This is a genomic window from Sphingomonas sp. (assembly GCF_026460985.1).
Taxonomy (GTDB): domain Bacteria; phylum Pseudomonadota; class Alphaproteobacteria; order Sphingomonadales; family Sphingomonadaceae; genus Sphingomonas.
This window is the reverse complement of the sequence record NZ_JAPKNM010000109.1, coordinates 1-18,072: the sequence shown is the minus strand read 5'-3', so window position 1 is coordinate 18,072 and position 18,072 is coordinate 1. Positions and strand designations below refer to the sequence as shown.

Below are 18,072 nucleotides of genomic sequence, written 5' to 3'. Positions count from 1 at the left end.
CGAGGGGCTGGCGATCGTGTTACGGAAGTTTGCATCGTCAGCGGCTGTACGCCGATTGTCAGTCCCGATTCGTCCTCTCTCAATAACAGGCGTTAGCTCATCTTGCAGACAGAGGATCCGGCCGGCTCCAAAAGGCCGTATTCGAAGAGTGATCGCGCGAATGAAATCAACATGATCACCCGCAACAGGGGAAATCAAGAACTCAGCTCTTGGCAAAGCCGGCGTTCGCGCTATGTTCACGATGCAATTCGCTTGGTTGATTTGAGGATAGCCTGATGCGCCTGCGTGCCGCCCGCGTTCAGAATTACCGCAGCATCCGCGATACCGGTCTGTTCGACGTCGAGCGTGACAAGACGATCTTGGTTGGGCCGAACGAGGCGGGCAAGACTGCCGTTCTCCAGGCGCTCCAACAGGTTAATGCTCCAAAGGGAATCAAGGGGTTCGATGCTCTGCGCGACTATCCTCGTGCACTCTACAACGATATTACGACTGGGGCCGTGAAAGAGGAAGACGTTGCCGTCGCCACGGCTATCTTTGAACTGGACGACGAGGAGCGTGCCTCACTTCCGGCTGACCTGCGGCAGGTTCGTTACCAGTTCACGCGCATGATGAACAACAACCCGCAGCACACGCTCCTTGATGCTCCGGCGCTGCCGACCTTCGGCACGATCACTAAAGATCTCTCGCGATTAGCAGCACACATCGACAAGCGGACCGCAGTCGCGGAGGGCCAGCTGGCATCCACCGCTCAGACGGACAAGATCGCTGCTCTTACAGGAGGTTGGCGCGACTTCTATACCCTCTCTTCAAGTCGGACCAAGGAACTGCGCGCCTGGCTCAAGTCAGCCGTCACCTTAATCGAAGACGCCAACGAGGCCGAGGAGGCACGGCTGGATCGTCTGAACGAGGCGGTGAACAAGGGCGTGGAACGCGACGAGGCGCTGAGCTACCTAAACGGCCGCCTCCCCGTCTTTGTTCTGTTCAGCAACTATTTCCGCGTCCGTCCGCTCATTCACCTCTCGCACTTGGCGCAGCGACTGGCGACCAACATCCTCGATGACACGCAATACGATTACGGCAACTCGTGTCTGCTGAAACTTCTAGGCTTCACGGCCCAGGAGCTCTCCGCGCTGGGCAGCGTCTCCGAGCCCGCGGCCAATCACCCAGACCAGCTGCAGCGTAGCCGCGATCAGCTCGACAAGCGATCATATCAACTCAACGCTGCGAGCGTGAGGCTTACAAAGGAGATTCGGGAGGTCTGGCAGCCGAGCAGCACGCGCCCCGAAGCGGACCGCCTCAGAGTCGTCGCTGATGGGCAGTACCTCAAGGTCGTCGTAGAGGACGACCTTGGCGTCGAGGTAGAGCTCGATCAGCGATCCGAAGGTTTCCAATGGCTCGTGTCCTTCTTCGTAGTCTTCTTTGCAGAAGCCATGGATCGACATGAGAACGCCATTCTGTTGCTCGACGAGCCCGGCATGAGCCTCCACGCGCTCAAACAGCGGGACTTCCGCAACACACTCTCGCGTCTGTCCGAGAAGAACCAGACGATCTATACGACCCACTCGCCTTTCTTGGTCGGCCCGAACGAACTCGATTTAGTGCGTGTCGTCGAGCTGAACGATCGCACTGAGGGCACCAAAGTACACACGACGATCACCTCCACAGATCCAGCTGCCCTTCTACCGCTGCAGGAGGCGCTGGGTTACGACTTGGCGCAAAGTCTCTTTGCGACTCATCGGAACCTTATACTCGAGGGTCTCACTGACGCATGGTATGTCGAGGCAGTTGCCGCTTTGCTGAAGGAGGAGGGCTCGGTCTCCCTGAACGACAAGATCGCCCTGATTACCGCTAGTTCCGCCGGCAAGGTCGTCTACTTCGCTACGATCCTGACTGCCCATAATCTCAAGGTCGCTGCGTTGCTCGACTCGGACGCGGCGGGCGAGAACGCCGCAAGCCAGGACACATTGGTGCATTCGCTGGGCGCTAAGAGCATCCTTCGCACCAAGGATTACATTGAGGGCGTGTCCAAACCCGAAATCGAGGATCTGCTCCGAACGACGCTGTCGGTAATCGCCAGAGAGGTACTCGGCATCGATGTAGTCGACCAAGCCGCAAGTAGACCTCAACAGCCGCTAGTCGATATGCTCGGCAGGGCCGATAAAACCTTCAGCAAATACAAGCTGGCGAAGGCCTTCCTCCGATGGTCGCGCGATCACAACGCATCCGACCTAACCGAGGGCGAGCGAACTTCGTGGATCAAGCTGATCGGGAACATCAACGCCGCGCTGAAATAGACGCGCTTGCCAGAGTAAGCGCGTCAGTTGCGGGCTGGATCGCCCCAATAAGCGGCCAGTCGGCTCACGGCCCACAGCCGTCATCACGAGACCCCTTCTGCTGCCTTATGAAATAGGCATTCGGGACAAGCTTGTCCCGGGCGGCCACTGGGGCAGGCGATCCGCTTTAGCGTCCGGCTTCTCCGACGTGGCGCAGTGGACCCCGGCACAAGGCCGGGGTGACGGTGGGGTAGGCGCGACCGCCCCTCAGCCCGCCCGCGTCAGGTTGAGGAACACGTCCTCCAGATCGGCCTCGCGGGTCGAGACGTCGACGATGCCGTAGCCGCCGCCCTGCACCGCGCCGAGCACTTCGCCGGCGTTCGCCTGGTCCTTGCGATAGGTGATCACCAGGGTCCGCTCGGCCTTCAGCTCGATCTTCTGGAAGCAGCTGTTCTCGGGCAGCACCGGCACGTCGCGGTCTACGGTGACTTCGACCACCTTCTCCTGCGCCATCCCGACCAGCTCGCGGGTGGGCTTGTTGGCGATGAGCTTGCCGTGGTTGATGATCGCGATCCGGTCGCAGAGTTGCTCGGCTTCCTCGAGATAGTGGGTGGTCAGCACCACGGTGACGCCGCGCGCGTTCAATTCGCGGACATAGGCCCAGAGCTGCTGGCGGAGCTCGACGTCGACGCCCGCGGTGGGCTCGTCGAGGACGAGGACGGGGGGCGAATGGACCATCGCCTTGGCGACCATCAGCCGGCGCTTCATGCCGCCCGAGAGCGTGCGCGAATAGGCCTCGGCCTTGTCCTCGAGATGCACCGCGCGGAGCAGCCCCATCGGGTCGCGCTGCGCCTTGGGCACGCCGTAGAGCCCCGCCTGGATCTCCAGCGTCTCGCGCGGGGTGAAGAAGGGATCGAAGGTGATCTCCTGGTTGACGATGCCGATGCTCGCCTTGGCGTTGCGCGGATGCGCGTCGATATCGAAGCCCCAGATCGACGCGCGGCCCCCGGTCTTGTTGACGAGGCCCGCCAGGATGTTGATCAGCGTCGACTTGCCCGCGCCGTTCGGCCCGAGCAGCCCGAAGATCGTGCCGCGCGGCACCTCGAAGCTCACCCCGTCGAGCGCGCGCTTGCCGCCGGCGTAGGTCTTGCAGAGATTGTCGATCTCGATCGCAGCCTGAGTCATGCGCCGCGCATAGAACCTCGGCGCGGATCGGCAAAGGGCCGCGTCATGCCGCGGCGAGCAATCGCCCGTCGGAAGCGCGCGCCGGCAGCCGGATCGCGGCGCGCCAGCCATTCTCGATCGGGCCCGTCTCCAGCACGCCTTCGTCGCCGAACAGCAGGGCGAGCCGGGCGCGGGTGTTGGCGAGGCCGATGCCGTGGCCGGGCCGCCCCGGCGACCCTGCGGCCGGCGCCTCGCCGCGATTCTCGACCGCGATCAGCAGCGCGCCCTCCTCGCTGCGCGCGGCGATGCGCACGGTGCACGGCCCCGGGCTGGCCTCGACGCCGTGCTTGATCGCATTCTCGACCAGCGGCTGGAGCACGAAGCTCGGGACGATCCGCGCGCGCTGCGCCGCATCGGCATGGATCTCGACCGTGAGCCGCTCGCCGAACCGGGCGCTTTCGAGCTCGAGATAGGCTTCGACCGTCTCGAGCTCGTCGCCCAGGCTGATCTGGGTCGCGTCCAGCGCCATCGTCGCGCTGAGGAAGTCGGCCAGCCCCTCCGCCATCCGGTTCGCCTCGGCGGTGCGCCCGGTGAGGATCAGGCTCGAGATCACGTTGAGCGAATTGCCGAGGAAATGCGGGTTGAGCTGGAGGCGCAGCATGTGGAGCTCGGTCTCGAGCCGCCGGACCTGCGCCTCGGCGAGCTCGCGCTCGCGGATGCGGATCTTGTTCATCGTGCCGGTGATCAGGAACAGCGCGACGACGCAGGCATCGATCAGGAAATAGACCACCGTCACCATGAAGAGCGAGGGGATCGACGTGTCCGGGATGCGCGTGGCCGCCCAGAGATGGACGAGATACTGCCCGCCATAATCCAGCGCCATCTGCACCAGCGCGATCGCGACCAATGCCGCCAGCACCGCGGGGACCGCGAGCCACAAGGGCCTGCCGATCGCGTGCCGCACGAGGAAGTAGATCGGCGCGGTCAGCAGCCACGCGCCGATCGCGCCCCAGAAGACCGTGAACCATTCCGCGCCGACGACCTGCCCGGTGAACAGGAAGGCGGGCAACGAGATCGCCGTCACGATGAGCCATGCGACGGTCGCGAGCTGCGCGGCCTCTTTCGGCGTCGGCGCCAGGATTTCCAGTTTACGCGAGAACATGCGGTTCCTCCCCCGACCGGATACCAGAGCCGATCCATGCCGCAAAAAGCTGAATGCGCCATGAGCCATGCCGCACGCCTATCGGCCGCAGCCGTTGCGGGCCGCAGGCGCGGTTGCTAGATGCACCCTCATGACTGTGCCGCCCGAGACGATCCGTACTTCCCATGCCCGCGTCGCCTGCGACGGCAGCGGCCCCGGCGTTCCCGCCGCGCTCGGCCATCCGCGCGTGTTCCTGCAGATCGACGAGCACGGCACTGTCGATTGCGGCTATTGCGACCGCCGCTTCGTGCTGATCGGCGGGCCGGCCGACGGCGCCGACCAGTCGCAATTGCCCGACCATCCGGCTGGCGCGAGCGTCTGACGCGCCTATATCGGGGGCATGTCGATTCCCTCCGATCCCCGCGCGTTCCTGTATCGCGAGCTTGATCCCGAGACCGCCACGCGGCTGACCGCCGACGCGCTGGCCAAAGCCGAGGACGGCGAGCTCTATCTCCAATATCGCAAGTCGGAGGCGTTCGGCTTCGACGACGGGCGGCTGAAGACGGCGAGCTTCGACACCCAGTCGGGCTTCGGGCTGCGCGCGGTCTCGGGCGAGACCACCGCCTTCGCCCATGCCAACGAGATCAGCGCGCAAGCGATCCGGCGCGCGGCGGAGACGATGGCGCTGATCGAGCCGGGCAGGAACGGCAAGGCGCCGCCGCCGCAGGGCAGCAACCGCCATCTCTACACCGACAGCGATCCGCTGGATCTGGTGCCCTTCGCCGACAAGGTGAACCTCTGCCAGACGATCGACGCCGCGGCGCGCGCGCGCGATCCGCGGGTGGTGCAGGTCTCGGTCGGGCTCACCGGATCCTGGGGCGTGGTCGAGATCGTCCGCCCCGACGGCTTCGTCGCCACCGACGTCCGCCCGCTCGTCCGCCTCAACGTCTCGATCGTGGTCGAGCAGAATGGCCGCCGCGAGACCGGCAGCTTCGGCACCGGCGGGCGCACGCTCTACGACCGGCTGTTCGAGCCCGCGACGTGGAACCGCGCGATCGACGAGGCGCTGGCCCAGGCTTTGGTCAATCTCGATGCCGAGGACGCGCCCGCGGGCGACATGACCGTCTTGTGCGGCCCCGGCTGGCCCGGCGTGCTGCTCCACGAGGCGGTCGGCCACGGGCTCGAGGGCGACTTCAACCGCAAGGGCACCAGCGCCTTTTCGGGCCGGATCGGCGAGCGCGTCGCGGCGCCGGGGGTCACCGTGGTCGACGACGGCTCGATCCTCGACCGACGCGGCTCGCTGTCGATCGACGACGAAGGCACGCCGACGCGCGAGACGGTGCTGATCGAGGACGGCATCCTCAAGGGCTATATGCAGGACCGCCTCAACGCGCGGCTGATGGGCGTCGCGCCCACCGGCAACGGGCGGCGCGAGAGCTTCCAGCACGCGCCGATGCCGCGGATGACCAACACCTTCATGAAGGGCGGCAGGGACGACCCCGTCGAGCTGCTGAGCCGCGTGAAGAAGGGCATCTACGCCAAGAGCTTCGGCGGCGGGCAGGTCGACATCGTCTCGGGCAAGTTCGTCTTCTCGTGCACCGAGGCGTACCGGATCGAGAACGGCAAGCTCGGGGCGCCGATCAAGGGCGCGACGCTGATCGGCGACGGCCCCTCGGTGCTCACCCGCGTCACCGGCATCGGCAACGACTTCGCGCTCGACGAAGGCGTCGGCATGTGCGGCAAGGGCGGGCAGAGCGTTCCCGCCGGCGTCGGCCAGCCGAGCCTGCTGGTCGAAGGGCTGACGGTGGGGGGTACGGCGGCGTGAGGGGCGTCTCTTTTCTTAGCCCCTCCCCTGAAGGGGAGGGGCTTTAAGTCTGCCCCCGATTCACGGGTCCACCGCCTCAGAACAGCTCCAACTGATGCCGCACCAGCGGCCAGCGGCCGAGTTCGATGTGTCGCGTCGCGCCGACCACGCTGTGGATCAGCACGATCTCGCGCGCTTCCCATGCCACCGGCGCCACGGGCTCGAGGAACACCGGGCCTTCCCGGTATGCCAGGGTCACGTGCGGGCTGAAGCTCCAGTCGCCGCGGCGCATGCCCCAATAGAGCATCCGATCGTCGATCCGCTTCTGCAGCGCGGTCAGCGCGGGCGGGCGGCGGCTCGGGCGCAGCGCCACCGAGCGCGCGCCGGCGGAAAGCCGGTCGAGGCAGAGCGCGAACGGATCGCCCGCGATCGAATCGCCGATCTGCCGCGCGCGGTGCGCCAGGTCGTGCGGCAGCGCCGCATAATCGTTGGTGATCCCCAGCGTCACATGCAGTCGCTCGTTCGCGACCGGCGTTCCGGCGCCGCCGAGCGCGTCGCGGATCAATCCCATGCGCCGCGCCTCGGCGATCGGCGGCTGGAGGGCGAAGAAGAGGCGATGGCAGGTCTGCATGGCGGGCTCCGAATCGGCTGAATGTTCCTATTATGTTCCGATTGAGGCGGCGGAGTCGACTCCGCGACTCGATTTGCGCGGGCCGGAAAGTGAGTCTTTCGCGCCACACCACCAGCGGTTGAGCCTGTGGATAACTTCTTGACTCAACATCTGGCCGGATGCCCAAATGTTCTGGCGCGTTAACGATTTAGGAGGCTTTTTCGTTAACCAATGTTCGCTTGACGGCGGAGTCCGCGGCGAACGAAGAAGCGCGTTCGGCAAGGGAGCGATACGCAAATGGGGGTTCTGGAAAAGGTAAACGTGCGGGGCCGCACGGCGGCGCAACCGGTGCCGGTGCTGCCGCTCGACCAGATCCTGCGCGGCGACTGCATCGCGCGCATGAAGGCGCTGCCCGACAAGTCGATCGACCTGATCTTCGCCGACCCGCCCTACAACCTCCAGCTCGGCGGCGACCTCAATCGCCCCGACGGCAGCCATGTCGACGCCGTCACCGACGAATGGGACAAGTTCGACAGCCTGGCGGCGTACGACAAGTTCACCCGCGAATGGCTGGCCGAGGCGCGCCGCATCCTCAAGGACGATGGCTCGATCTGGGTGATCGGCAGCTATCACAACATCTTCAAGGTGGGCTCGGCGATCCAGGACCTCGGCTTCTGGATCCTCAACGACATCATCTGGCGCAAGGCCAATCCGATGCCCAACTTCAAGGGCACGCGCTTCACCAACGCGCACGAGACCCTGATCTGGGCGTCGAAGGGCGAGAAGGCGCGCTACACCTTCAACTATCGCAGCATGAAGACGCTCAACGACGAGCTGCAGATGCGCAGCGACTGGGAGTTCCCGATCTGCGGCGGGCAGGAGCGGCTCAAGAAGGACGGGTACAAGGTCCATCCGACCCAGAAGCCCGAGGCCCTGCTCTATCGCATCCTGCTGGCGAGCACCAAGAAGGGCGATGTCGTGCTCGATCCCTTCTTCGGCACCGGCACCACCGGCGCGGTCGCGAAGCGGCTCGGCCGGCGCTGGATCGGGATCGACCGCGAGGGCGTCTATGTCGAGGCGGCGCAGGCGCGCATCGACGCGGCGCTGCCGCTCGACGAGAGCGCGCTGACCACGATGCAGGCGCCCAAGGCCGCGCCGCGGGTGGCGTTCGGCCAGCTGGTCGAGAACGGCTATCTCGCGCCCGGCACGGTGCTCACCGATTCGAAGCGGCGCCACCGCGCGGTGGTCGGCGCCGACGGCTCGCTCAAATGCGGCGACGCGGCGGGATCGATCCACAAGCTCGGCGCGACCTTGCAGAACGCGCCCTCGTGCAACGGCTGGACCTGGTGGCATTACGAGGACGAGGGCGCGCTCAAGCCGATCGACGCGCTCAGGCAGACCTATCTGCTGGCGACGCAGCCCTGACCTACTCACCCCTCCCCTGAAGGGGAGGGGCTTGCTAGGGTCACCCGATGGAACTCCCCGCCAACGCCCGCCTCTATCTTCGCCCCGTCCAGTTCGCCGATACGCCGGTCGGGCGCGATGGCGAGGTGATGCGGATCGCGGGCGGGCTCAGCTGGTGCAGCGCCTTCGAGCTGATCGCGGTCGAGGGCGGGAAGCGCGTGCTCCAGCGCACGCTCCCGGTCGCCGATCTTCCCGCCGACGAACGCCTCCAGGCGATCGCCGCGCGCATCTCGGCACCGCGTGCGCCGCTCCGGCTCGGCGAGCGCGTCGTGCGGCTCGACCAGCCGCAGGTGATGGGCATCCTCAACATGACGCCCGACAGCTTCTCCGACGGCGGGCGCCATGTCGGCGATCCCGCCGCGGCGGCGCAGGCCGGCGTCGACATGGGCGTCGCCGGGGCGGCGATCGTCGATGTCGGCGGCGAATCGACTCGGCCGGGTGCGGAGACGGTCTGGGAGGGCGACGAGATCGCGCGCATCGTCCCGGTGATCGAGCGGCTGGCGCGCAGCGGCGCGGCGGTGTCGATCGACACGCGCAAGGCGGCGGTGATGGAGGCCGGGCTCGCCGCGGGCGCGCATCTGGTCAACGACGTGTCGGCCCTGCTCTACGACGATCGCGCGCTGGAGGTGGTCGCCAAGGCGGGATGCCCGGTGGTGCTGATGCACTCGCCCGATCCCGGCAAGACCGGCCATGCGGGGGGCGACTATGGCGACGTGCTGATCGAGGTCTATGACTGGCTCGAGCGGCGGGTGGACGAAGTCGTGGCCAAGGGCGTGGATCGATCGCGCGTGCTGATCGATCCGGGCATCGGCTTCGGCAAGTCGCTCGCGGACAATCTCGCGCTGCTGAATGGCCTGGCATTGTTCCACGGCATCGGCTGCGGCCTGGTGCTCGGCGCCAGCCGCAAGCGGATGATCGGCGCGCTCTCGAACGAGGCGCCGGCCGAAGCGCGGCTCGGCGGGTCGCTGGCGGTGGCGCTCAAGGGCGCCGAGCTCGGCGCGCAGCTGATCCGCGTCCACGACGTGTTCGAGACCGCGCAGGCGCTGCGCGTCTGGCGCGGCATGCGCGACGCGGCGCTCGTGGCGCGGGTGCCGGGTTAGGAGGGTTCGTTCCCCTCCCTGCAAGGGAGGGGTTAGGGGTGGGTAGCGGCGGGCGAGGCTCGATGCCTCGTCCGGCGCTTTCTTCCTGCCGGCAATTGAGTCTTTTTGAGCGCGCAGACGCGCGCACCCACCCCCTACCCCTCCCTTTCAGGGAGGGGCGCCAAGATCCGGCCTAAAGCGTATACCCGCCGTCGCTGACCAGGGTCGCGCCGGTGACGAGTGCGCTCTGGTCGGAGAGGAGGAAGCCGATCTGCGCGGCGATCTCCTCGGGCTGGGCATAGCGGCCGAGCGGCGTGGCGATCGCGGCCATCTCGGCGAAGGCGGCGTCGCGGCCGATTTCGGCGGCGCGATCGGCGAACATCGGGATCGCGTCCCATACCGGCGTCTCGACGCCCGCGGGCGCGATGGCGTTGACGCGGATGCGGTGCGGCGCGCCCTCCTTGGCGGCAACCTTGGCCAAGTGGATCAATGCCGCCTTGGACGCGGCATAAGCGGCGATGCCGGGCTCGGCCTTCACCCCCGCGGCGGAGGCGGTGAGCACGATCGATCCGCCGCGCCCGCGCATCGCGCGCATCGCGGCGCGCAGCGTCAGGAAGGCGCCGTCCAGGTTGATCGAGAGGATATGCCGCCACGCCTCTAGGCTGAGATCGGCGATCGGCCCCGCGCCCGCGACACCGGCATTGACCACGGCATGGTCGAGCCCGGCCAGGTCGAGTGCGTCCCAGAGCGCCTCGTCGCGCACGTCGCCGGCCACGGCCTCGTGCGCGAAGTCGACGGGGATCGGATCGCGGTCGACCAGGATCAGCCGCGCCGCACCCTGCTCGGCGCACAGCCGCGCGACGGCGAGGCCGATGCCCGATGCGGCGCCGGTGACGAGGATGGACTTGCCCGAGAAGAGACGCATGGCGCCTCTCTAGGATCAGGCGGCGCTCTGGTCGATCCCGAGCTCGCCGAGCTTGCGGTAGAGCGTCGAGCGGCCGATGCCGAGGCGGCGGGCGACTTCGGTCATGCGGCCGCGATAATGGCCGATGGCGAGGCGGATGACGTCGGCCTCGATCTCGTCCAATGCGCGCAGATTGCCGTCGGGGCGGAACAGGGTGACACCGGCGTTGGTCGATCCCTGCTGCTGCGGCCCGCTGCCGGCGGGGCGGCCGGCGGCGAGCTGGGCGATCTGCGGGAAATCGGCGCGGGCGAGGCCGTCGCCGTCGCAGAGCACCGCGGCGCGGAACAGGGCGTTCTGGAGCTGGCGGACATTGCCCGGCCAGTCATAGCTGCCGAGCAGCACCAGCGCGTCGTCGGTGATGCCGAGCGGCCTCAGCCCCGGCTGCTCGGCGATCCGCGCGAGCAGGTGACGGGCGAGCGCCGGGATGTCGCCGGCGCGCTCGCGCAAAGGCGGGATCGTCACCTGGACGACGTTGAGCCGGTAATAGAGGTCCTCGCGGAAGCGGCCGGCCTCGACTTCGGCGACCAGGCTCTTGTTGGTCGCGGCGATGACGCGGACGTCGACCTCGCGCGGATGGCGCGCGCCGAGCGGCTGGATCTCGCCGGTCTGGAGCACGCGGAGCAATTTGACCTGCGCGTCGAGCGGCATCTCGCCGACCTCGTCGAGGAAGAGCGTGCCGCCGTCGGCGTCCTGGAAGCGGCCGATCTTGCGCTCGAACGCACCGGTGAACGCGCCCTTCTCGTGCCCGAACAGCTCCGATTCGACGAGGTTGGCGGGGATCGCGCCGCAATTGACGGCGATGGCCGGCTTCCGGTTGCGCGGGGAGGCAGCGTGGATCGCCTCGGCGACGACTTCCTTGCCGACGCCGCTCTCGCCCTCGATCAGGATCGGAACGCGTGCGCGCGCCGCCTTGGCGGCGATGGCGAGCGCGGCGCGGAACTGCGGCGCGCTGCCGACGATCTCGTCGAAGGCGAGGCTGGCGGAGAGCTTCTCGGTGAGCGGGCGGAGCTCGCCCGCGGTCATCCCGCCGATCGCGGCCTCGAGCGCGGCGAGCAGCCGCTCGGAGGCGAGCGGCTTGACGAGATAGTCGGTGGCGCCGGCGCGCATCGCGCTGACCGCGGCGGCGGCCGAGCTGTTGGCGGTGAGCATCAGGATCGGCAGTTGCGGGCGGCGCGCGCGCAACTCGCCGATCAAGGCCGCGGCGTCGGCGTCGGAAGAGGCGTGGTCGAGGATGATCGCGTCGAGCGCCATCCCGTCGGGGGTGCCGAGCATCGCGATCGCGGTCTCGGAATCGCCCGCGAACACGGTGCGCCAGCTGCGTCGCGCGGCGATCGCCGCGACGAGGCGCCGCTGCGCCGGTTCGTCGTCAATCAGCATCAGGAGGCGCTGCCCGTTGCGCGTCATCCGACTGTCCCCAGTGTCCCGTTTCAGGTCGTATCCCATAATCGGCATGGGTAAAGGTCGGCTTAAGCCTCGGCGCAGGCGATGTTTGCCGCGGCGGGGTTGAGGCGGTGGGATGCGGCGGTTAAGGTCCCGCAAAATTTGCGCAGAGGGGATCCAGACGCATGGCCGATACGGGCGAGAACAGCACCGAAGTCCAGACGCACGCCGAGACCTATAGCGGCTTCACCAGGCTCATGCTGTGGGGCACGATCGCGTCGTTCGCGGTCGGCGCCTTCGTCGTCTTGATGATCGCCAGCTGAGGTGAAGATCGCGGTGCTCAAGGAGACCGCCGCCGGCGAGCGGCGCGTCTCCGCGACTCCCGAGACCGTCAAGAAGTTCGTCGGGCTGGGCGCCGCCGTGGCGGTCGAGGCCGGGGCGGGCGCGACGGCGTCGATCGCCGACCAGGCCTATGCCGATGCGGGCGCCACCATCGGAGGACGCGGCGACGTGCTTGCCGATGCCGATATCGTGCTCGGGGTGCAGGGGCCGGATCCTGATGCGCTGCCGGGGCTCAAGCAGGGTGCGTGGATCGTCGCGGGTCTCAATCCGTTCGGCGCCGGAGAACATGGGGGGCGCGCGCGAGTCGATCGCTACGCCGCGCTGGGCGCCGAGGCGCTGGCGATGGAGTTCATGCCGCGCATCACGCGTGCGCAGTCGATGGACATCCTCTCCTCGCAGTCGAACCTCGCCGGCTACAAGGCGGTGCTCGACGCGGCGGCGGAATATGGCCGCGCCTTCCCGATGATGATGACCGCGGCGGGCACGGTCAGCGCCGCCAAGGTGTTCGTGATGGGCGTGGGCGTCGCCGGGCTCCAGGCGATCGCCACCGCGCGGCGGCTGGGCGCACAGGTCTCGGCGACCGACGTGCGCGCGGCGACCAAGGAGCAGATCCTGTCGCTCGGCGCCAAGCCCATCTTCGTCGAGAGCGTGAAGGGCATCGAGGGCGAAGGCACCGGCGGCTACGCCACCGAGATGTCCGACGAGTACAAGGCCGCGCAGGCCGAGCTCGTCTCCTCGCATATCGCCAAGCAGGATATCGTCATCACCACCGCATTGATCCCCGGGCGCCCGGCGCCGCGGCTGATCTCGGACGCGCAGGTGGCGAGCATGAAGCCGGGCAGCGTCATCGTCGACCTCGCGGTCGAGGCCGGCGGCAATGTCGAGGGCGCGGTCGCGGGCGAGGTGGTCGAGCGCCACGGCGTGAAGATCGTCGGCCACCGCAACGTGCCCTCGCGGCTCGCGGCGGACGCCTCGGCGCTGTTCGCGCGCAATTTGTTCAATTTCCTCTCGGCCTTCTGGGACAAGGAGGCCGGCAAGCCCGTGCTCGACGAAGAGATCGGCAACGCGATCCGCCTGACCCAGGGCGGCAAGGTGGTGCACGAGAGGTTGCTCGCATGAAAAGCTATTTGCCCGGCCTTCTTATGATAGGAGCGCTTTCGTCAGCTGGGACGGCACAGGAAATGAACGTCCAGGCAAAAAGATACAGCTTTGAATCTTTAATGGTCCCTGATGCCGGAGAATCTGGCGAACGGGTCATCAAGAAAAATGCTTCGATAGCAAAATGGCGTTTGGTTCCGAGGTATCTAGTTACACTAGATGCTAAAGTAGAGTTCGTAAAAGAAGGAGTGACACTCCCAGAAGGGACTGAGCTGACTGTTACGGATCAGGGCCCCCGCATTGGCTGCACCGTTGCCAAAGTATCTCGCATGGCGATGCTCGGTGCGAGATATGTCTGTTTCATCGACACAGATGGAGACGACAAATTTGATCATTGGTTCAAACGTGGTGGTGATGTTGTCGGGCCTTGGGGAACGGAGCGTGCGAAAATACCTTTCGGGAGAATGTATAAAATTCCTGAGGCTGGGTTTTCGTTCCGCCCAAGTGAGTTATCGGATAGCAGCGGATTCTTGGAAATTCTACTTTATGACGGAAGATTCAGAGTCTGTGTCAATGGGGATTTATTGTGCTTCGCAAACGATGTAAAATTTGATCGGAAAGAAATACCATTTAAGCTCAGTATGCTTGGCGCGGAGTTTGAGATTTTAGAATATTCCGATGGAATTCTTAGGGTCAAGGATGTGGTCGCGCCCAAGGTCCAAGTGTTCTGACGTCCACGTACTCGAATGGGAATATCATGGACTTCATCTCGATCCTGTCGATCTTCGTGCTGGCGTGCTTCGTCGGCTATTACGTCGTCTGGTCGGTCACGCCGGCCTTGCACACGCCGCTGATGGCGGTGACCAACGCCATTTCCTCGGTGATCATCGTCGGCGCGCTGATCGCGTCGATGGCGGCGGGGGCCGAGATCGCGAAGTGGCTCGGGCTGGTCGCGGTCGCCTTCGCCTCGGTCAACATCTTCGGCGGGTTCGCCGTCACCGAGCGGATGCTGGCCATGTACAAGAAGAAGGAGCGCTGAGGTGCACGAAGCCGCTCCCGTGAACCCCTGGGTCGCGCTCGCCTATCTGGTGGCGGGTATCTGCTTCATCCTCGCCTTGCGCGGGCTGTCGAGCCCGGCGAGCAGCCGCCGCGGCAACCGGCTCGGCATGATCGGCATGGCGATCGCAGTGATCACCACGCTGATCACCCACGAGATCGCCAGCCCGATCGAGCTCGGCGCCGCGATCCTGATCGGCGGCGCGATCGGCTTCGTCACCGCCCGCCGCATCGCGATGACCGCGATGCCCCAGCTCGTCGCGGCGTTCCATAGCCTGGTCGGCATGGCGGCGGTGCTCGTCGCCGCGGCGGCGTTCCTCAATCCGCAGGCCTTCGGCATCGGCGAGCTGGTCATCCCGATGATCGGCGAGCCCTGGGTGAGCATCCACCAGGTCAGCCGCGTCGAGATGGGCCTCGGCGTCGCGATCGGCGCGATCACCTTCTCGGGATCGGTGATCGCGTTCCTGAAATTGAACGGCAATATGAGCGGCAAGCCGATCCTGCTGCCCGGCCGCCACGTGATCAATCTCGGCGTGCTCGCGGGCATCCTCGGGCTGATCGGCTATTTCCTCACCGACCAGAGCCCCTGGGTGTTCTGGACGATCACCGCGCTGAGCTTCGCGATCGGCTTCCTGCTGATCGTGCCCATCGGCGGCGCGGACATGCCGGTCGTCGTGTCGATGCTCAACTCCTATTCGGGCTGGGCGGCGGCGGCGATGGGCTTCACGCTCCACAACACCGCGATGATCGTCACCGGCGCGCTGGTCGGCAGCTCGGGCGCGATCCTCAGCTACATCATGTGCCGCGCGATGAACCGCAGCTTCCTCAGCGTGATCGCGGGCGGCTTCGGCGGCGACAGCGGCGGTGGCGCCGCCGCGGCGGCGACCGACCGGCCGTGGAAGCGCGGCTCGGCGGAGGACGCGGCGTTCCTGATGCAGCAGGCCGAGCAGGTCATCATCGTCCCCGGCTACGGCATGGCGGTCGCGCAGGCGCAGCATGCGCTGCGCGAGATGGGCGACAAGCTCAAGGAACACGGCGTCCGCGTGAAATACGCGATCCACCCGGTCGCGGGGCGCATGCCCGGGCATATGAACGTGCTGCTCGCCGAGGCGAACGTGCCCTATGACGAGGTGTTCGAGCTCGAGGACATCAACAGCGAATTCGCCCAGACCGACGTCGCCTTCGTGATCGGCGCCAACGACGTGACCAACCCCGCCGCCAAGACCGACAAGAGCTCGCCGATCTACGGCATGCCGGTGCTCGACGTGGAGAAAGCCAAGACCGTTTTGTTCATCAAGCGCTCGATGGGCGGGGTCGGTTATGCGGGTGTAGACAACGAGTTGTTTTATCGCGATAATACCATGATGCTTCTGGCGGATGCCAAGAAGATGGTCGAGGAGATCGTGAAATCGCTCGACTAGTACGCGTAGCTTGCATTCGGGGGGATGCCGACGCTTCCGTGCACGGAATCCGTCGTCGCTCGCTCCGAAACGGATATTGGATCAACCAGCGCGCCGCGCGGGTCGCCTCATAACCTCCGAACGGAGGAAATCGGATTCACCCGTTCCGGGGCCATGCGGCATCTCCGGAACAGAAGACGACCAGAGACAGGCGATGGCGAGATTGTCCATGCTGCGCGACGCTCCCAGCGAGGATTATGGCGGCACCGCGCCGCGGGCGCTGGTCATCGCCGATTGCGCCCACGCCGCCGGGGATGCGGCGGCCGCGCTGGATCTGGCCGGGTGCACCGCGCGCAAACCGGTGGGCTTTGCGGAGGCGGCGGCGGATCTCAGCAATTATGACGGGCTCGACCTGATCCTGATCGAAGCGGCGAGGGCGCCCGACGCGCTGCTCGACCTGGTGCTCGCGCGGGCGGACACCATGGCGCGCGAACGCGCGCTCGGGGTGGTCGCGACGGTGACGCTCGAGCAGATCGACGTCGCGGCGGCGCAATTGCTCGGGCCGCGCGCGCAGATCCTCTGCAACCCCGCCGCGGCCGACCGGATCAGCGCGATCGCCGCCGCCACCTGGCGCGTGCGCGGGGTGATGGACGACGTCAACCGCGAGACCGAATCGGCGCGCCTGCGGCGGCTGAGCGAGGAAGTGGCGCGGATCGCCGAGACCCTGGCCCGGCTCACCCGCGACGAAGACGCGCCCCGTGCCGGGGTGCGCGACCGCGCGGCCGGCTATCGCGGATCCGAGGCCAGTCCGGCGGTGGAGATCGCCGCGGGGGAGATCCGCTCGGTCATCCGCGCGCGGCGGATGCGGGCGCAATATTTCGCCGAGGAGCTGTTCGCCGATCCGGCCTGGGACATGCTGCTCGACCTGTTCGCCGCCGGGCTCGAGCGGCGCCAGGTCTCGGTCTCCAGCCTGTGCATCGCCGCGGCCGTGCCGCCGACGACCGCTTTGCGCTGGATCGGGACGCTGCACGAGGCGGGGCTGTTCGAGCGCCAGGCGGACCCGAGCGACCGGCGGCGCGCCTATATCGGGCTGAGCGCCAAGGGGCTCGACGGCATGCACAGCTATGCGGGTGCGGTAAAGCGCGCCGGCCTCCAATTGGTGTGACGCCGGGCCTTGCCCCCGCGCGCCGCTTTTGGCATCGCGCTCGGGCAAGGGCGGTTAGCTCAGTTGGTAGAGCATCTCGTTTACACCGAGAGGGTCGGCGGTTCGAGCCCGTCACCGCCCACCATTGCGGCATCGCCGTCGATGCCCGGCTGGTGCCTTGTCCGGCAAGCAGCGGCTGCCTCGACGCAATGGCCGCGTTGCGCGACGGCTCTCGGGATCTGGTGATGGACACGCGGCCGGCGTCGCGCGCAAGGACGAGACGCGGCTCGCGCCTGACCTCCAAGATTGAGCGCGCGCCGAAGTCGCTCCATTCTCGCGCCCGATTCTCGAGCGGGGGGTAGCGGCACGATGGTCGACAACTCGGCGATGCGTGCGACTGTCCAAGGCCCCCGGCTGCTGGTTCTCGCCATCGGGGCGCTGGCCCTGCTCGGCGCAATTCTCTCCTACCTGCTGTTCGGAAGATCGATCGAGGCGCAGCTGACGGGTGCGATGGCGCTGGCCGCCTCCCGGCCCTATGTCGGGGCGGCGCTCGTCGTCGCAGTCCTCGCAGCCGATATCGTGCTGCCGGTGCCCTCGACCATCGTCGGCGCTTTCGCGGGCGCCGTGCTGGGCATCGCCGGCGGCACGATCGCGACCTGGGCGGGGCTGATGCTCGGTTGCGTCCTGGGTTATTGGCTTGGCCGCGCGATCGTTACGCCGCTGCCGGACGGCGCTGGCCGGGGCCCGGAGCCCTATGCGCCGCGCCGCGCTTCGCATCTCGGTCCGATCATGCTCGCCGCGACGCGTGCGGTTCCCGTACTGGCCGAGACGACGATCATCACGGCGGGCGCGGCGCGGATGGACTTCGGGCGATTCCTGCTCGTCACCGCGCCGGCCAATCTGCTCGTGGCATTCGCCTATGCGGGCATGGGGTCGCTCCTGGCCGGGATCGATCCCGCCCTGGCCGCGATCGCGGCCACCTGCCTGTGCGCCATCGCCTGGGGCCTCGGCCCCCTCATGCGCGGGCGGCGCCCGCGCGGCTAGAGCGTTTTCCGATCATTCTGCATCGTACCCGGCGCTAGCGAAGTAATTGGCGCACTCCTGCGGCGAGTAGAGATCGATGATGCGGCCGATGGCGTCCCACAGGCCATGG

Annotated in this window: 17 protein-coding genes and 1 tRNA gene; 13 read left to right on the top strand and 5 right to left on the bottom strand. The window is 67.0% G+C overall.

Annotation, left to right across the window (positions count from 1 at the left end; genetic code table 11):
• Nucleotides 1-275 precede the first annotated feature (275 nt).
• Nucleotides 276-2,294 (top strand): AAA family ATPase, encoded by a 2,019-nt coding sequence (locus tag MT490_RS17785; RefSeq protein WP_297390698.1) that lies wholly within the window; start codon nucleotides 276-278, stop codon nucleotides 2,292-2,294.
• Between the two features lie 246 nt (nucleotides 2,295-2,540).
• Here MT490_RS17785 and MT490_RS17780 read toward each other — a convergent pair whose 3' ends face one another.
• Nucleotides 2,541-3,458, bottom strand: a complete 918-nt coding sequence (locus MT490_RS17780) for an ABC transporter ATP-binding protein (protein WP_297390696.1) — start codon at nucleotides 3,456-3,458, stop codon at nucleotides 2,541-2,543.
• 43 nt (nucleotides 3,459-3,501) lie between these two features.
• On the bottom strand, nucleotides 3,502-4,599 hold the full coding sequence (locus MT490_RS17775; protein ID WP_297390694.1) for a histidine kinase: 1,098 nt from the start codon (nucleotides 4,597-4,599) through the stop codon (nucleotides 3,502-3,504).
• A gap of 130 nt (nucleotides 4,600-4,729) precedes the next feature.
• Here MT490_RS17775 and MT490_RS17770 point away from each other — a divergent pair, with 130 nt between their 5' ends.
• Nucleotides 4,730-4,960, top strand: coding sequence for a zinc-finger domain-containing protein (locus MT490_RS17770; protein ID WP_297390692.1), 231 nt, complete (start codon nucleotides 4,730-4,732; stop codon nucleotides 4,958-4,960).
• Nucleotides 4,961-4,978: 18 nt separating this feature from the next.
• On the top strand, nucleotides 4,979-6,403 hold the full coding sequence (tldD, locus tag MT490_RS17765; RefSeq protein WP_297390690.1) for a metalloprotease TldD: 1,425 nt from the start codon (nucleotides 4,979-4,981) through the stop codon (nucleotides 6,401-6,403).
• A 76-nt stretch (nucleotides 6,404-6,479) separates the two neighbouring features.
• On the opposite strand, the gene MT490_RS17760 is transcribed toward tldD, so the two are convergent.
• Nucleotides 6,480-7,013 carry a 2'-5' RNA ligase family protein gene (locus MT490_RS17760; protein WP_297390689.1) on the bottom strand — a complete coding sequence of 178 codons (534 nt, stop codon included), beginning with the start codon at nucleotides 7,011-7,013 and terminating at the stop codon, nucleotides 6,480-6,482.
• Between the two features lie 276 nt (nucleotides 7,014-7,289).
• On the opposite strand from MT490_RS17760, the gene MT490_RS17755 reads away from it, so the two are divergent.
• Together MT490_RS17755 and folP are read left to right on the top strand one after the other, a co-directional pair.
• The gene (locus tag MT490_RS17755) at nucleotides 7,290-8,417 is read left to right on the top strand and encodes a site-specific DNA-methyltransferase (RefSeq protein WP_297390687.1); all 1,128 of its coding nucleotides are present in this window, start codon (nucleotides 7,290-7,292) and stop codon (nucleotides 8,415-8,417) included.
• 47 nt (nucleotides 8,418-8,464) lie between these two features.
• The gene (gene folP / locus MT490_RS17750) at nucleotides 8,465-9,556 is read left to right on the top strand and encodes a dihydropteroate synthase (RefSeq protein ID WP_297390685.1); all 1,092 of its coding nucleotides are present in this window, start codon (nucleotides 8,465-8,467) and stop codon (nucleotides 9,554-9,556) included.
• A gap of 172 nt (nucleotides 9,557-9,728) precedes the next feature.
• On the opposite strand, the gene MT490_RS17745 is transcribed toward folP, so the two are convergent.
• Nucleotides 9,729-10,460: an SDR family oxidoreductase gene (locus MT490_RS17745; protein WP_297390683.1), complete on the bottom strand. Its 732-nt coding sequence runs from the start codon at nucleotides 10,458-10,460 to the stop codon at nucleotides 9,729-9,731.
• A gap of 15 nt (nucleotides 10,461-10,475) precedes the next feature.
• On the bottom strand, nucleotides 10,476-11,903 hold the full coding sequence (locus MT490_RS17740; RefSeq protein ID WP_297390682.1) for a sigma-54 dependent transcriptional regulator: 1,428 nt from the start codon (nucleotides 11,901-11,903) through the stop codon (nucleotides 10,476-10,478).
• 161 nt (nucleotides 11,904-12,064) lie between these two features.
• On the opposite strand from MT490_RS17740, the gene MT490_RS17735 reads away from it, so the two are divergent.
• The 8 genes from MT490_RS17735 to MT490_RS17700 all read left to right on the top strand — a co-directional run bounded on the left by MT490_RS17735 (nucleotide 12,065) and on the right by MT490_RS17700 (nucleotide 17,963).
• A complete protein-coding gene (locus tag MT490_RS17735) occupies nucleotides 12,065-12,202 on the top strand; it encodes an aa3-type cytochrome c oxidase subunit IV (RefSeq protein ID WP_297390680.1) in 138 nt (45 codons plus the stop codon).
• Nucleotide 12,203: 1 nt separating this feature from the next.
• Nucleotides 12,204-13,340: an NAD(P) transhydrogenase subunit alpha gene (locus MT490_RS17730; RefSeq protein ID WP_297390678.1), complete on the top strand. Its 1,137-nt coding sequence runs from the start codon at nucleotides 12,204-12,206 to the stop codon at nucleotides 13,338-13,340.
• A 62-nt stretch (nucleotides 13,341-13,402) separates the two neighbouring features.
• Entirely contained in the window at nucleotides 13,403-14,050 is a 648-nt protein-coding gene (locus MT490_RS17725; protein WP_297390676.1) for a hypothetical protein, read from the top strand.
• Between the two features lie 26 nt (nucleotides 14,051-14,076).
• Nucleotides 14,077-14,358 carry an NAD(P) transhydrogenase subunit alpha gene (locus tag MT490_RS17720; protein WP_025560861.1) on the top strand — a complete coding sequence of 94 codons (282 nt, stop codon included), beginning with the start codon at nucleotides 14,077-14,079 and terminating at the stop codon, nucleotides 14,356-14,358.
• 1 nt (nucleotide 14,359) lies between these two features.
• Complete coding sequence (locus MT490_RS17715; protein WP_297390673.1) at nucleotides 14,360-15,796, top strand: NAD(P)(+) transhydrogenase (Re/Si-specific) subunit beta; 1,437 nt, start codon at nucleotides 14,360-14,362, stop codon at nucleotides 15,794-15,796.
• Between the two features lie 208 nt (nucleotides 15,797-16,004).
• Complete coding sequence (locus MT490_RS17710; RefSeq protein ID WP_297390670.1) at nucleotides 16,005-16,940, top strand: winged helix DNA-binding protein; 936 nt, start codon at nucleotides 16,005-16,007, stop codon at nucleotides 16,938-16,940.
• Nucleotides 16,941-16,988: 48 nt separating this feature from the next.
• A tRNA-Val gene (locus tag MT490_RS17705) sits at nucleotides 16,989-17,064 on the top strand.
• A 224-nt stretch (nucleotides 17,065-17,288) separates the two neighbouring features.
• The gene (locus tag MT490_RS17700) at nucleotides 17,289-17,963 is read left to right on the top strand and encodes a VTT domain-containing protein (protein WP_297390668.1); all 675 of its coding nucleotides are present in this window, start codon (nucleotides 17,289-17,291) and stop codon (nucleotides 17,961-17,963) included.
• The last annotated feature ends 109 nt before the right edge of the window (nucleotides 17,964-18,072 follow it).

What these genes read in the sequence shown, in the direction of transcription:
- MT490_RS17785 (WP_297390698.1), top strand. Translation starts at nt 276, where the DNA reads ATGCGCCTGCGTGCCGCCCGCGTTCAGAATTACCGCAGCATCCGCGAT.
- MT490_RS17780 (WP_297390696.1), bottom strand. Translation starts at nt 3,458, where the DNA reads ATGACTCAGGCTGCGATCGAGATCGACAATCTCTGCAAGACCTACGCC.
- MT490_RS17775 (WP_297390694.1), bottom strand. Translation starts at nt 4,599, where the DNA reads ATGTTCTCGCGTAAACTGGAAATCCTGGCGCCGACGCCGAAAGAGGCC.
- MT490_RS17770 (WP_297390692.1), top strand. Translation starts at nt 4,730, where the DNA reads ATGACTGTGCCGCCCGAGACGATCCGTACTTCCCATGCCCGCGTCGCC.
- tldD (WP_297390690.1), top strand. Translation starts at nt 4,979, where the DNA reads ATGTCGATTCCCTCCGATCCCCGCGCGTTCCTGTATCGCGAGCTTGAT.
- MT490_RS17760 (WP_297390689.1), bottom strand. Translation starts at nt 7,013, where the DNA reads ATGCAGACCTGCCATCGCCTCTTCTTCGCCCTCCAGCCGCCGATCGCC.
- MT490_RS17755 (WP_297390687.1), top strand. Translation starts at nt 7,290, where the DNA reads ATGGGGGTTCTGGAAAAGGTAAACGTGCGGGGCCGCACGGCGGCGCAA.
- folP (WP_297390685.1), top strand. Translation starts at nt 8,465, where the DNA reads ATGGAACTCCCCGCCAACGCCCGCCTCTATCTTCGCCCCGTCCAGTTC.
- MT490_RS17745 (WP_297390683.1), bottom strand. Translation starts at nt 10,460, where the DNA reads ATGCGTCTCTTCTCGGGCAAGTCCATCCTCGTCACCGGCGCCGCATCG.
- MT490_RS17740 (WP_297390682.1), bottom strand. Translation starts at nt 11,903, where the DNA reads ATGACGCGCAACGGGCAGCGCCTCCTGATGCTGATTGACGACGAACCG.
- MT490_RS17735 (WP_297390680.1), top strand. Translation starts at nt 12,065, where the DNA reads ATGGCCGATACGGGCGAGAACAGCACCGAAGTCCAGACGCACGCCGAG.
- MT490_RS17725 (WP_297390676.1), top strand. Translation starts at nt 13,403, where the DNA reads ATGAACGTCCAGGCAAAAAGATACAGCTTTGAATCTTTAATGGTCCCT.
- MT490_RS17720 (WP_025560861.1), top strand. Translation starts at nt 14,077, where the DNA reads ATGGACTTCATCTCGATCCTGTCGATCTTCGTGCTGGCGTGCTTCGTC.
- MT490_RS17710 (WP_297390670.1), top strand. Translation starts at nt 16,005, where the DNA reads ATGCTGCGCGACGCTCCCAGCGAGGATTATGGCGGCACCGCGCCGCGG.
- MT490_RS17700 (WP_297390668.1), top strand. Translation starts at nt 17,289, where the DNA reads ATGGTCGACAACTCGGCGATGCGTGCGACTGTCCAAGGCCCCCGGCTG.